The organism is Gillisella vitis, assembly GCF_021559775.1.
Taxonomy (GTDB): domain Bacteria; phylum Pseudomonadota; class Alphaproteobacteria; order Rhizobiales; family Rhizobiaceae; genus Allorhizobium; species Allorhizobium ampelinum.
This window is the reverse complement of the sequence record NZ_CP056049.1, coordinates 440,334-454,981: the sequence shown is the minus strand read 5'-3', so window position 1 is coordinate 454,981 and position 14,648 is coordinate 440,334. Positions and strand designations below refer to the sequence as shown.

Genomic DNA, 14,648 nt, shown 5'->3' with positions numbered 1-14,648 from the left:
CATCACCGAAATTTCAAGCGGCTGAGTGTCCTTTTTGAAAGAGACAAGAGCATGGGTCGGCGACGGGCGGATTTTCCGCGGCGCTCTTCAGCAAGGGGTGGATGGCAGTGAACGATACGTCCTGGACGCAACGAACCTCGGAAAGTTCAGTGGATTTTATATCTATAATTCATATGCTTGAGCATCGTGCTCGGGATATGGAGGATGATGTGGCCATGCGCTTCTTTCATGATGACGCGGTCGCTGCGGCGCAGGCGAGGCCGGATTCCTGGACCTGGCGCATGCTTCGCGATCGGGCGCGGCGTGTTGGTCAAGAGATTGCGCAGACAGGACTTGTCATCCCCGGCGCACGTATTCTCGTGGTCTATCCGCCGGGCCTTAGCTTCATCGCCGCTTTCCTTGGATGCCTTTACGCAGGCACTGTTCCCGTGCCCGTTCCGGCCCCGCGGCGTGCTGATGGAATCAATCGCTGGCTGCATATCGCGCAGGATGCCGGGATCTCCGGAATTCTCTGTGCCGACGACCTTCTGGACGGGCTTCGCCCCCTTCAACGGGCAGTCGGACATGGCTTTGCGCTCGCCCCTAAAGCAGCCGATCCGGCGCGCCCGGTCGTCTTTGAAGATGACGGCAGGCCATTCCATGCGCCGGAGGCAAAGCATGTCGCTTTCTTGCAATATACGTCGGGTTCGACGAGCGATCCGAAGGGGGTCATGGTCACGCATGGCAACCTGATGGCCAATCTGCGGCAGATCAGCACTGCCTTCGAATACGACCCATCCGACATATCCGCCTGCTGGCTGCCGCACTATCACGATATGGGGCTGATCGACGGCATCCTGTCGCCGGTGTTCAACGGCTTTCCAGTGGCGCTGATGGCGCCTGCCTCGTTCCTGCGCAGGCCTCTGCGCTTTCTGGAGCTGGCAAGCCATGTTCGCGCCACCGTCATTGGCGGCCCGAATTTTTCCTACGAGCACTGCGTCGATAAATATGCGCCGGAGGCTGCCGCCGGACTTGATCTTTCCAACGTCCGCATCGCCTATAACGGGGCCGAACCGATCCGCCCGAAAACGCTAGAGCGCTTCACAGCCGCCTTTGCGCCCCACGGTTTCCATGGCAAGGCCTTTTATTGCTGCTACGGGCAGGCTGAAGCCACGCTGTTCCAGACGGGTAACAGTCCCGACGATCCACCGCTGATCCTGTCCGTCAGCCGCAAGGCGCTTGTCGAAACCGGGGCTGCGGTCGAAGCGGATGATGGCGACGAGCATGATAAGCTCGCCCTTGCCGCCTGCGGCCGCCCTGCCGAGGGGCTTGACCTTGCGCTTGTCGATCCCGAGGCGGGCCTGCGTGTGGATGATGGCACGGTCGGCGAGATCTGGATTCGGGGTCCGAACGTGACGCCCGGCTATTGGGGCCGCGCTAAACTGAACGCAGAGACCTTTGATCAGGTGCTGGATGGATCGCGTGGTTGGCGCCGGACCGGTGATCTGGGCTTTCGCCGCAATGGGCAGCTCTACATCACTGGTCGGCTGAAAGACCTGGTGATCATCCGCGGGCAGAACCATCACCCGGAAGATATTGAGCAATCCGTTTTCTCCAGCCATCCGGCGCTTGCACAAGGCCGGGCAGGGGTCTTTGCCATCGAGGTCGATGGCGAGGAGCAATTGGGCGTGGTCTGTGAGCTGACCCGCGAGGGCCTGCGCGATCTTGATGGTGATGACGTCATCCGTGCCGTGCGCGGTGCCGTCTCGCGCAATCACAATGTCAGGGCCGCCGTCATTGCGCTGCTGCGGCCGAGCAGTCTGCCACGCACGCCGAGTGGAAAAGTCCGCCGCTTCGCTTGCCGACAGGGGATCGTGACGGGGGATCTGCGCATCGTTGCCCGCTGGGATGCAAAGCCGCAGAGCGTGCTCAATGCCCCGGCAATTGCCGAGCAACAAAGCTGGCGTGACCAGCTTTTGCAATCGCCGAAAGCGCTGCGCAAGGAAGCACTCCGGCATCTGCTGCGGCAGGAAGTGGCTATGCTTGCCCGGCTGGGCGAAGGGGATTTGCCCGGAAATTCCGCTGGGTTCTTCGATCTTGGTCTCGACTCTGTGGCGCTCGTCAATATCGGCGCGACGGTTGAGCGGGAACTCGGCGTGCCGGTCCGGCCAACACTGATTTTCGAACATCCCACCATCTTGGCCCTTTCGGACCATCTCTACGGCCTCATCGAAGACGATCAATCGGAGACAGTGCCTCTTCAGGACGTAAAGCTCCAGAGCAATGGGCCTGTGGCTCAGACCCCGCCCGCGTTAGCATCTGGGTCTGCCTCTGTCGCCAGCTCCGCTATTACCTCGGAACTTGCTGCCCTGAAGGCATTGCTTCGTTGAGCACAGCATCCGCAATTTGAACGAGAGAAACCCTATGACTGACGTTGAAAACCCGACCCCCGACAGCATAGACCAGAATGAGGTCCTCTCGATTCTGAAGGATGCGCGCGCGCGTCTGGAGGCGGCGCAAAGGGAGAAGGACGAGCGCGTGGCAATCGTCGGCATGGCCGGGCGCTTTCCCGGAGCCGATGATATCGATGCGTTCTGGGACCTTTTGAAGCAAGGTCAAAGCGGCCTTCGCCCCATCACGGATCACGAATTGCTAGAGGCTGGCGTCGATCCCACGATGGCGGCCCGGCCGGATTATGTCCGCGTCTGGGGTGGCTTCGATGATCCAACGGCTTTCGATGCCGGTTTCTTCGGCTATTCGCCGCGCGATGCGGAATTGCTTGATCCACAACATCGTGTCTTTCTCGAATGCGCAGCGAATGCTCTCGACCATGCGGGCTATAACAGCGCCACCTATGCCGGCCGTATCGGTGTCTATGCCGGTGGCGCGCTCAACTATCATTTCAGCCAGATACAGGCCAATCCGGCGCTCAGGGAGGCAACGGATCCGATTCATGCGGGCCTTGGCAATGTGCTTGGCATGATTGCTTCGCGTGTCGCCTATCACCTTGATCTCACAGGGCCAACGGTTGGGGTACAGGCGACCTGCGCCACGGCGCTCGTGGCGCTTCATCTCGCGGCGCGCGGCCTGTTAGCGCGCGAGGCGGATATGGCGCTGGCCGGTGCCGTCGCCATCGGCCAGCCGCGCCCGGAAGGCTATCTCTACAAGAGCGAAGGCATCGCTTCGCCGGACGGCCTATGCCGTCCTTTTGATGCCAATGCCAAGGGCACCGTCTTCACCAATGGCGTCGGCGTCCTCGTTCTCAAACGGCTGAGCGACGCGATTGCTGACGGCGATACAATTCATGCTGTTCTCAGCGGCTCGGCCATCGGCAATGACGGTTCCGCCAAGGTCGGGTTAACTGCACCCAGCGTTGCCGGGCAAACGGCGGTGCTTCAGGCAGCCCTTGCCGACGCCCGCCTTGAAGCATCTGAGGTGGACTATGTCGAAGCACACGGAACCGCCACGGCTCTTGGCGATCCCATCGAAATCCGCGCCCTGTCCAGTGTGTATGGCGATGCACTGAAACAGCAGGGCCGCCGCTGCGGTCTCGGTTCTGTGAAGGGCAATCTCGGACATATGGATGTGGCCGCCGGAATGGGAGGGCTGATCAAGACCATTCTTGCGCTGAAGCACCAGATCCTGCCCGCCAGCATCAATTTTACCAGCGCGAACCCGGCCCTTGATCTGGCGGCAAGCCCTTTCGACATCGTTGCGCAGCAGCGGGCATGGCCGGTGACAGAGCGGCGCAAGCGTCGCGCGGCCATAAGCGCCTTTGGCATGGGCGGGATGAATGCGCATGTGATTGTTGAGGAACCCCCGGTTCGGGACCGCGAAGCGGACACCACTGGGCCTTATCTCTTGCCACTCTCGGCCAAGACGCCGGAAGCGCTGGCGGCGATGCGAAGCGCTGTGGCCGATCATCTTGGCACCGATGATGGAGAAAAGCTTGCCGATATTGCCTATACGCTCCGGCAGGGCCGCCGGACGATGGAGCATCGCTTTGTCGCCCTCGCAAAGGACAGAGACGCTGCCGCGCAGATCATCCGCAGCGGTGAAGGCCCCGATTGTGTCGCGGGTGAGCCGCTGGCGGGGGATGCAAGTTTGATCCTGCTGTTTCCCGGACAGGGAGCACAATATCCGGGAATGGCGCGGGCGCTGTACGAGACGGATGCGATATTCCGCGCCGCCTTCGATGACTGCCTGCGCTTCGTGCCGCTGGAACTTGACCTCGCGGCCATCATCTTTGGCGATGGCACAACCGTGGAGCAACTTTCCCGCACAGAGATAACGCAGCCAGCACTTTTCGCGGTCGAATACGCGCTGGCGCAGATGTGGCTTGCCAAGGGCATCAAGCCACGGGCCATGGTCGGTCACAGTCTCGGGGAATATGTTGCGGCCTGCCTTGCCGGGGTCTTCTCGCTGCAAGACGCGGTGACGCTGGTTGTTGCCCGTGGGCGGCTGATGCAGGCCTGCCCGCCCGGTGCCATGCTCTCCGTTATGCTCTCAGAACAAGAGGCGCGCGCATCGCTTTCGCCAGACGTGGACCTTGCTGCCGTCAACGGTCCGCGCAGCACGGTTCTGGCGGGCACGGCAGAGGCAATTGCCGAACTCGCGGCCCGGTTTGATCGCAGCGGTATCGGCAGGCATGAGCTTAAAACCTCCCATGCCTTTCATAGCTTCATGATGGAGCCTGCGCTTGAAGCGTTTGCGCAGGTGCTCGGCACGGTGACGCTCAACCCGCCGCAGATTGACATTGTCTCGAACCTGACGGGCGATTGGCTGACGGCACAGGAGGCGACCGACCCAGCCTATTGGGTGGCCCATCTGCGCCAAACCGTTCTGTTTGGCCCCTGCCTTGCGCGGGCACTTGAATTGCCAGCCCCTTTTCTTCTCGAAGTTGGACCCGGCTCCACACTCACCCGGCTTGCACGCCAGCAAGGAAAAGCGCTGCTTCGCGTTGCCACCTCGCTACCCGATGCGAAGGCGCTGCTCGATGCCTGCGACCACGCGCTGCTGGCATTGGCGGAGCTTTGGATCGCGGGCATTGATGTCGAACTTGTTGCTGAAAAAGAGGCAGGCCCGCGTCGCCGCGTGCCACTTCCAACCTACCCTTTCCAGCGCAGTTCCTACGCGATTGCGCGGATTGCACCCACCGAATCCATGCCCGACGAAGCGGCCCGGCAACCATCAATCGAGGACTGGTTTTACCAGCCGGTCTGGCAACGTGCGCCCATTGAGCCTCTCACAACGAGCGGTCACGAGCATTGGCTGATCTTTGGCGGCGATGAGACTGTCGCCGCGATCGGTCCGGTTTCGGATCAGATCAAGGTCACACGGGTACGGTCTGGCATAGCCTATGAAAATGCCGGGGGCACGTATCAAATCGACCCCGCTGACCCGCAGCACTACAGCGCAGTTCTTGCCGATCTTGCCGCGAACGGTGCAACACTGACCCAGATCGTCAATGGCTTCTCCCTTGACGCCAACACTGCCCCGGACATGGCTTTCACCAGCAGTTTTGCGCTCGCGAAAGCCCTGACCACAACCGAGAGCCGCCCGCCGCTTCTGACTGTTCTGGCATGCGGCCTGCATGCTGTGACTGGCGCAGAGGTTGTTGATGCGCAGGCGGCCAAAGTGCTTGGCATGCTCCGCGTCTTGCCGCAGGAAATTCCCGGCATTTCCTGCCGAAGCATCGATTTACCATCGGCAGAAGGTGCCATTGTTCCCGGCCTCGCCGAGGCGCTGTCACGCCCTTGGCGTGATGATAGAATCGTGATGGCGCTGCGCAATGGCTATTGCTGGGTTGAGAGCCACGTGCCGACGTGCCTGCCGGAGCCAGCCGATGTTCCGGCTCTCACAGCGGGGGCCACTTACCTCATCGCAGGCGATCTCCTCGACGGTCTCGCTCTCGTTTATGCTAGGTCGCTGGTTCAAACACTGGGCGCGAAGGTTGTCCTTGTTGGACCCGCTGGGCTTCCGAATGCTGCGGATTGGGAACACTGGCTTGCATCGCATGGGCCGAAGCATCCGATGAGCGTGTTGATCCGGGCCTTGCGCGGCATTGGCACTCCGGGCGAGGATTATATGCTGTTCAGCGGTGATCTCGCTGACCCCGCTTGGCTTGCCGCATGCCTCAATTCGCTTGCCGCGCCATTTGGCCCAATCCGTGGGGTTTTCCAGACGGCAGCGATGGGCGAGGTTTATCACTGCCCGCTCACGGAGGCCACAGTGGAGCGCAATGCTGCACTGTTTGCAACCAAGGTTGATGGCCTAGACGCTCTGTCGGCGGCGCTTGCCGATCACACCCCCGATTTCATCCTCGTTCAGTCCTCCCTCTCAACGCTGGTCGGCGGCGTGGGTCTTGCCACCTATGCGGGGGCCAATAGCTTTCTTGATGCCTTCGTGGATGCACGGCGCGGCGCACATCGTCCGGTCTGGCAGGCAATCGCGTGGGATACATGCCTTCCTTTTGGCACCACGCGAGAGGAGGCAACAGGCTTTCTTAACGACGCGATTGACGCCGACGAGGTCTGGCGGGCAACCCGGGCGGTTCTCGCCCAGCCACAGGTCTCACGGCTTGCCGTGACGCCGGTTGATCTGCGCCATCGCATGGCCGCAGCGCGCCAAGAACCGAGAGCCGGAGTGCCCGTGGATCAGAAGGAAAACGCCGGGCGCGAGCGTGTGCAGGCAGCGTTCATCGCCCCGCGCGATCCCATCGAAACCGATGTGGCGGCTGTTATCGGGGAACTCCTTGGCATTTCCCGTGTTGGAATCGATGATAATTTCTTCGAGCTTGGTGGGCATTCCCTGCTTGCCGTGCAGGTCGTGACGCGGTTGCGCAAGCAATTCTCAATCGAGTTGCCCATGCGCGCCCTGCTGTTTGATGCGCCCACTGTCGGGGGCATCGCAGCCGTCATCCGGGAGCGCCTTGAGGCCGCACGGAAAGAACAGGCAGAGCTTGCCGCCCTTCTGGACGACATTGAGGCAGAGGCGCTGCGCAAGGAAGCCTGACTGTCACCTGCCTTCCATCAGCAATACGCAAAGGAACAACAATTATGAAATTCAGCCTGTTTTATTTCGATGGCGATGGCTCTGCTGCAAGCGGTGACAGTTATCGGCTGCTGATGGACAGCGCAAAGTTTGCCGATGACAATGGCCTGAGCGCGCTCTGGGTGCCAGAGCGCCATTTCCATGCTTTCGGCGGCCTCTATCCCAATCCGTCGATGATCCATGCAGCACTTGCCATGGTGACGAAGCGGGTGCAATTGCGCTCCGGCAGCATTGTTCTGCCGCTCCATCATCCCGTGCGCGTCGCGGAAGAAATTGCCGTTGTGGACAATCTCTCGCAAGGCCGTGTGGGTGTCGCGATTGCGTCGGGCTGGACGCGCAACGAATTCGTACTATCGCGTGAGCCGCATGGCAGCCGCCGCAGCCTGATGTGGCGGAGCTTTGATCAGGTCACCAAGCTGCTTGCTGGCGAGACGCTCACCTTTGAAGATGCGGAAGGCAACACTGTGGAGGCAAAGACACTGCCGCGTCCCGTGCAGCCGCGCGTGCCTTTCTGGGTTGCGTGCCAGTCCATGGAGACCTTTGTGGAAGCGGGCCGTCGCGGCATTAATGTGCTGACGGCATTGCTTGGCGAGACATTGGAAAGCCTGACACCCAAGATCGCAGCCTACCGCCGGTCGCTGGAAAAGAACGGTTTTGATCCGGCTGCGGGCACCGTCACCATTATGGTGCACACCTATCTCGGCGGCGATGTCGAGACCGTGAAGGCCAATGTAAAAGGCCCCTTCAGCGATTATCTCAGAACCCATTATCATCTGCTTGAGGGTCTGGCGCGCAGCATGGGTCTTGATATCGCGCTCGAGAATTTCAGCCGGGACGATCTCGACAGCCTGATTGAGTTCGGAGTTGAGGGCTTCATCAAGGGCCGCTCTCTCATCGGCACGCCGGAAAGCACCGCAGAGACAGTGGAGGCACTGGGTGCTGCGGGCATTGATGAAATCGCCTGCCTGATCGACTTCGTGCAGGATTACGATCTCGTCATGGGCGGTCTGCCGCATCTCGCGCGGCTTGCACGCCAGCATGCACCGCAGCCGACAATCGCGCAAGCCGTATAGGGAGACTGCCCGTGAACTCTGCCGATCCGATTCTGGCGCTGCGCGCCCGCGTTGCGGCGCTCAGTCTTGCGGAACGCGAGGCCTTCCGCCGCCAGCTAGAAGCCCGTGGGATCGCCTGGGAACGGGTGGCCCCGGAAGAGACGCCACAAGAGACGTCAAGGGTGTCAACGCGCCCCGCCCGCTTGCCGCTGACACCCGGTCAGAAGCATTTCTGGCTCCAGCAGAGCCTCTATCCCGAGAGTTCTGCTTATCACGTTGCCTATCGCTGGCGGTTTGAGGGGCCGCTTGATCGCGCAGCCCTTGAGCGCAGCCTTGCAACGATTGTCTCCCGGCATGCGCCGCTCAGAACCGCCTTTCCCGTCGAGGCGGGCGAGCCGTGGCAGGAGGTTCATCCCAACCACGCTTTTGCTCTGGGCTTTACCGATCTGGAAGCGACAGGCGAAGATGGAGAGGCGCTGGCGCTTGCTGTTGCCACGGAACCTTTTGATCTCTCAAAGGCACCGCTGATCCGGGCACATCTCTTCCGGCAGCATGAGAGCGAACACCTGCTGGCGATCACCCTCCATCACATCGTTGCGGATGGCTGGTCACGCGGTGTGCTGATGCGCGAGCTGACGGCCTGCTACCGCGCCTATCGTGCGGGTGCCGCGTCCGCGCTTTCGCCCATCACGCGCGACTTTGGGGATCTGGTTCTCGATCAACACGCATGGCTTCAGCGCCCGGATTGCGGACGATCCCGCGACTACTGGAAACAAACCCTCTCCGATCTCAAGCCGCTGGAATTGCCAAGCGACCGATCCCGCAGCAGCAGCGTTGACATGACGGCGGCCACCGTGACACGGGTTATTCCCGTCTCGGTGTCGTCGCAGGTCGCCTCGCTTGCCAGCCAGCTTGGAACCACGCCTTTTGTCGTGATGGCTGCGGCCTTTTCGCTGCTGCTTCATCGCTACAGTGGCGAGCGTGACCTGTCGGTCTGCGTGCCCGTCGCCGGACGGAACGATCCGGATGCCGCAGGGCTGATTGGTCTGTTTACCAACACATTGGTGCTGCGCGCGCAACTCGATCCGCGCATGACGTTTTCGCAATGGGTCGGAGTTGTTCAGGAGCGCTTCTCGGACGCGCTCGACCATCAGGCATTTCCCTTTCCGCTGATTGCTGAGGCACTTGGCATGAGCCGCGACCAACGGCAGAGCCCGCTCTCGCAGGTTATGTTCCAGTTGCAGTCGCAAGACTACCGTGCACAGAATGCCGAGCAGATCGATTTCGGCATCGATGGTCTCATTGTTCGCCAACAGCCAGCACGGCTGAGTGAAACAAAGGTCGATCTCAGCTGGTATGTGATGGAGCGGGAATCCGGCTATCTGCTGAACATCGAATATCGCGTGGCGATCTTTGATGCCTGGCGGATCGAGCGCATGGCAGCCCATTTCGAGGTTTTGCTCGGCTCCATCCTGCAATCTCCCAATGCTCTGCTGCCAAGGCTTGCCTATCTATCAAAGGAAGAGCAGGCCGCCGTGGTTGCACTTGGAACGCCAACCGCGCGGCCCGTGCCTGACATCACCATGCACGATGCAATCGCACACGTCGCCCGGCTCCAACCCGATGCGATTGCACTGGAAAGCAAGGGCCAAAGTTGGACCTATGGCGAACTACAGAAAGACGTGGACGCACTTACTGACACGCTCGTCGGCCTTTCGGTTCACCCCGGCGATAGGGTTGCCGTTTCGCTGCCGGGCAGGGGGCAATCCGTCATTGCCTTCCTCGCCATTCTGAAAGCGGGTGCCGTCTATGTTCCACTCGATCCCGATCATCCGGCGGATCGGGTTGCCTATGTGCTTGAGGATTCCGGTGTCAGTCTCGTATTGACGGATAGGGCAGATCTCTATCCGGCCCAGCGCTCCCTTGATCCGACCCGCCCAATGCCAGTGAGCGAGACCCCTGCCGCGCTGCCGCCCTCTGATCCCGCGCGCATCGCCTATCTTCTCTACACCAGCGGCAGTACGGGCCGACCGAACGGCGTGCCGATTGCCCATGCAAGCCTGCTCAATCACCTGTGCTCTATGGCCGTCTCGCCGGGGCTTGCGCCCGGTGATCGGCTTTTGGCAATCACCACGCCCACCTTCGACATTTCCATTCTGGAAATGCTTCTGCCGCTCAGCGTCGGCGCGACCACCGTGCTTTACGGCCAAGACCTGCTGCTTGCGCCACAGCGGCTTGCCGATGTGCTTGTGACGGATCGTATCTCGCATTTGCAGGCAACGCCCGCCTATTGGCGCATGTTGATCGACAGCGGCTGGGAGGGATTGCCGCATCTGATAGCCCTTTGCGGCGGCGAGGCACTGGATGCACCGCTTGCCCGCAAGCTGATCGACCGGACGAAAGAGCTGTGGAACGTCTATGGGCCGACGGAGGCGACAATCTGGGCAAGCGCGCTCAGGGTCACCCACGCCCACGCGGAAAGCGGCAAAGTGCCGGTTGGTGGCCTCCTCGACAATACCCACCTCCACGTTCTCGACGCCTATATGCAGCCCCTGCCGCGCGGCATTGGCGGCGAACTCTATATCGGCGGGCCGTGCCTTAGCCCCGGTTACTGGAACCGTCCGGCTCTCACAGCCGCCCGTTTCGTGCCGAACCCGTTCTACGATGAAAACAGCCCTGCGCTGAGGCTCTATCGCACCGGCGATGCGGTTGTTCGTCTGGCAAATAGCGAGATCGAATTTATCGGCCGCACGGATTTTCAGGTCAAGCTGCGCGGCTACCGCATCGAGATCGGCGAGATCGAGGACAAGCTGTTGCGCGAGAGCGTCGTTGAGCAGGCCATCGTCACGCTCGACGCCGAAAACGAACGGCTGATTGCCTATGTGCTCGTTCGCGATTGGCCGACAACGAACGATGGTGAGATTGAGCGCAAGCTGCGCCAGTCGCTGTCTGCGCAATTGCCGCGTTACATGGTGCCGACGGCCTTTGTAATTCTGGAGGAGTTTCCGCTCAATCCGAATGGCAAGGTGGATCGCAAACAGCTTCCGATCCCCCAGCTTTCCACAACGCGCGCGGAGCCAATTCCAGCCCGCAATGCCATCGAGGCGACGCTGCTGGAGATATGGAAGACCGTGCTGCGGCGGGACGATATCGGCATCGAGGACAATTTCTTCGATCTCGGCGGTGACTCCATTATCGGCGTCCAGATCGTCGCGAAGGCGCAAGCCAAGGGGCTGAAGCTCGAACCGACCCAGATTTTCGAGTTGCAGACAATCGCGGCACAGGCAGAGGCCGCCGTTGCCGAAAGCGCGGTTCAGACAAGCGAGGTTGCCGAAAGCGGCTCCAGCTTCGAGATGACGCCCGTGCAGGCGGGCATGCTGTTCCACAGTCTGATGGCCCCAGCCTCAGGCACCTATATCGAGCAATGCTGGTGCGTGCTGGAAGGCCCGCTGGATGCCGATGCCTTCAAATCGGCGTGGGGGAGGGTGATCGCCCGCCACGAGGTCTTGCGCGGTGCCTGCCGCTGGATGGATGTCGAGCGGCCCATCATGGTCATTGCCGAGGATGTTGTGCCGGAATGGCGCGAAGCGGACTGGTCGGGCGAAGACGCGGCAGGGCAGGAGACAGCCTTTGCGGCATGGCTGGAGGCGGATCGCCGTCGTGGCTTTACGCTGGATGCTGCACCCCTTTTGCGGTTTGCGCTGATCCGGCTCGGTCCCGGCCGCCATCGCTTCGTCTGGAGTTTCCACCATCTGTTGATGGACGGCTGGTGCGGCTCGCTCTTGGTCGGTGAAATGTTGAAGGCTTATGCAGGCGAAAGCCTGCCAACGCCTCCCCCATCTTATCGCCAATACGTCGCGTGGCGCGACCGGCAGGATATCTCTTCTGCGCAAGCCTATTGGTCGCATGCTCTTGCCGATCTGCCGCAAGGCGGATTTTTGGGAGAGGCGAAAATTGGCGAGGCGGCACAGGGGGCCATTATCGAGATCCGGCGCAGCCTTGATGCCAGTCTCGCAACGCGGCTTACCGCCATGGCGCGGCGGGAGCGGCTGACGCTGGCGACCGTGCTACAGGGGGCCTGGGCGCTGCTTCTCTCGCGCTATGGGGCCGAGGATGACGTGATCTTCGGAACGGTTTTGTCGGGCCGCCCGCCGGACCTGCCAGATGCAGACCGAATGATTGGCCTGTTCCTCAACACGGTGCCGTTTCGTGCCCGGACACGACCGGAGGAGAGGGTGGGCGAATGGCTTCAAAGCCTCCAGTCTGCGCATCGCCAGCGGGAAAAGCATGGGCATGCAGCGCTTGCCGATATCCAGCGCTGGGCTGGCAAGACCGCCGATCAACCGCTGTTCGATACGTTGCTGATTATTGAGAACCTGCCGCTTTCGATGCAGGCGGCCTTTGCGGAAGGAACGCACACACTCACCCTCAGCGATCCCGGCAGCTATGAGCGCACGCATTACCCGTTGTCGCTCCGGATCTTTCCCGGTGCCGAGATAGAGATTGCGCTTGCCGCAGACCCGTCACGTCTGTCGTCCACAAGAGCGGATCGTCTGCTGCGACATTACGAGACTTTGCTCACATCCATCGCCGATGATCCGCAAGTCTGCCTTGGCACAATCGAGATGCTTAAGCCCGATGAGCGAGACATCCTGCTCCAGACGGGCCGAGGTTCGCAGACGCAGCCATGTGCTGCCGTGCACGACCAGATCATCGCACGGGCGCAAGGCGAACCGGGCAAAGCCGCCGTCGTTCAGGTGGGTGAGGGCCGCGATAGCACCATGTCCTATGGCGATCTCGTCGGTTATGCGGAGGCTCTTGCCCTTCGTCTTTACCAGCAAGGCATTGGCCGGGGCGCGGTCGTTGCGGTCTATCTGCGGCGTGGAAGCGCATTGCTGCCCTCACTGCTGGCCGTCATGCGGTCGGGTGCTGCCTATCTGCCAATTGATCCCGACTATCCGGCAGAGCGGATTGCCTACATGCTGGCCGATTCTGGTGCAGCGCTGGTGCTGACGGATCTTGGGGACAGTGAGCGGGCGGTTATACCGCAAGATGTTCCGGTGCTGGACCCGACCCAGGCATTCGGTTGTGCGCAGGCATCCTTCGAACCTGCTGCGGTGCAGGCCGATGATCTCGCCTACATTCTTTATACCAGCGGCAGCACCGGCCAGCCCAAGGGGGTGGCAATCACCCATGGTGCGCTTGCCAATTTCATCGAGTCCATGGCCGAAAGGCCGGGGATTGGCGCAGGCGACCGCCTGCTGGCGCTGACCACGATTGGCTTCGACATCGCGGGGCTGGAATTGTTCGCGCCCCTTTCGCAAGGCGCAACGGTGTTGCTTGCGGACAGCGCCATTGCCCGCGACGGTCGGCGTCTTGCCGCGCTCGTGGATCGTGTGCAGCCGAGCGTCATGCAGGCAACGCCTGCCGGATGGCGCATGTTGATCGAGGCGGGGTGGCGCGGAGCGAGAGGGCTTCGCATGCTGTGCGGCGGCGAGGCGCTGGACAGCCTTCTTGCGGCCGAGTTGCTGGATCGGGGCGATTGCCTGTGGAATCTTTACGGTCCAACCGAGACGACCATCTGGTCTGCGGCCACTGAGGTGCGGCGTGAAGACCTCAATGGTCACAGCGTTACGGTTGCTGGCCCCATTCAGAATACCCAACTCTATGTTCTCGACCGACGCGGGGAACCCGTACCACCGGGCACGCCGGGAGAATTGCACATTGGCGGTGCGGGATTGAGCCCGGGCTACTGGGGCAAACCCGGCCTGACGGCAGACAGGTTCATCCCCAACCCTTTCCGGCGTGGTCCGCAGGACGGCTACCATCTATACCGCACCGGCGACCTCGTGCGCTTGGCGGAGAATGGCGCGCTCGATTTTCTCGGACGGATCGACAATCAGGTGAAGCTGCGCGGCTATCGAATCGAACTCGGGGAGGTCGAGGCACGGCTTGCGGCCCATCCTCGCGTCGCCGAAGCGGCAGTGCTTGTCGAGGACGGCGGCGCTGGCAAACAGCTGATCGCCTATCTGCGTTGGCGAGAGCCATTTGTCGGGGAGGCGAGCGCGGAGCTTGGACCACATATGGCAGGCAGCCTGCCGCTCTACATGCTGCCATCGGCCTATGTCGCGCTTGATGCCTTCCCGCTCACGCCAAACGGCAAGGTTGATCGCCGCGCACTTCCGGCCTGCCGACCAAAACCGGCACAGCGGCAAACGCACCTGCCGATCTCTGGCGAGCCCGCTGCAACGCTTGCCGCCATCTGGCGAGAGGCGCTTAAAATCGACCACGTCAATCCGGGTGACAATTTCTTTGAATGCGGCGGCCATTCGCTGCTTGTTGTCTCTTTGCAGGGTGTGATCGGCAAGCGTTTTGGCGTATCGATTGATATTACGGCCTTTTTCCAGTTTCCGACACTGGAAACTCTGGCCGCCCATATAGCGCAGCTCCAAGCCGGTCGTGAAGGCCAGTGGTCTGGAGGTGATCGAACCCTCTTGCGCCAGACGGGCCGCGATCGCCTTGCAGATCGTCGTGGCCTGCGGGTCGAACGCACAGGTGCCTGAC

4 protein-coding genes are annotated in these 14,648 nt (G+C 61.5%); all 4 read left to right on the top strand.

Translation table 11 applies throughout. From position 1 onward, the window contains the following. Positions 1–215 precede the first annotated feature (215 nt). The 4 genes from AVCG78_RS24065 to AVCG78_RS24050 are packed head-to-tail and all read left to right on the top strand — an operon-like array spanning position 216 to position 14,647. Positions 216–2,369: an AMP-binding protein gene (locus AVCG78_RS24065; protein ID WP_234665155.1), complete on the top strand. Its 2,154-nt coding sequence runs from the start codon at positions 216–218 to the stop codon at positions 2,367–2,369. A gap of 34 nt (positions 2,370–2,403) precedes the next feature. Beyond that, positions 2,404–6,993 carry a type I polyketide synthase gene (locus tag AVCG78_RS24060; RefSeq protein WP_071584793.1) on the top strand — a complete coding sequence of 1,530 codons (4,590 nt, stop codon included), beginning with the start codon at positions 2,404–2,406 and terminating at the stop codon, positions 6,991–6,993. 44 nt (positions 6,994–7,037) lie between these two features. Then, positions 7,038–8,105 carry an LLM class flavin-dependent oxidoreductase gene (locus tag AVCG78_RS24055; protein WP_071203382.1) on the top strand — a complete coding sequence of 356 codons (1,068 nt, stop codon included), beginning with the start codon at positions 7,038–7,040 and terminating at the stop codon, positions 8,103–8,105. Between the two features lie 11 nt (positions 8,106–8,116). After that, positions 8,117–14,647 (top strand): non-ribosomal peptide synthetase, encoded by a 6,531-nt coding sequence (locus AVCG78_RS24050; RefSeq protein WP_234665156.1) that lies wholly within the window; start codon positions 8,117–8,119, stop codon positions 14,645–14,647. Position 14,648: the final 1 nt, after the last annotated feature.

Bases quoted from the DNA above. Each gene is read 5' to 3' on its own strand.
- AVCG78_RS24065 (WP_234665155.1), top strand. From the start codon at position 216: ATGCGCTTCTTTCATGATGACGCGGTCGCTGCGGCGCAGGCGAGGCCG.
- AVCG78_RS24060 (WP_071584793.1), top strand. From the start codon at position 2,404: ATGACTGACGTTGAAAACCCGACCCCCGACAGCATAGACCAGAATGAG.
- AVCG78_RS24055 (WP_071203382.1), top strand. From the start codon at position 7,038: ATGAAATTCAGCCTGTTTTATTTCGATGGCGATGGCTCTGCTGCAAGC.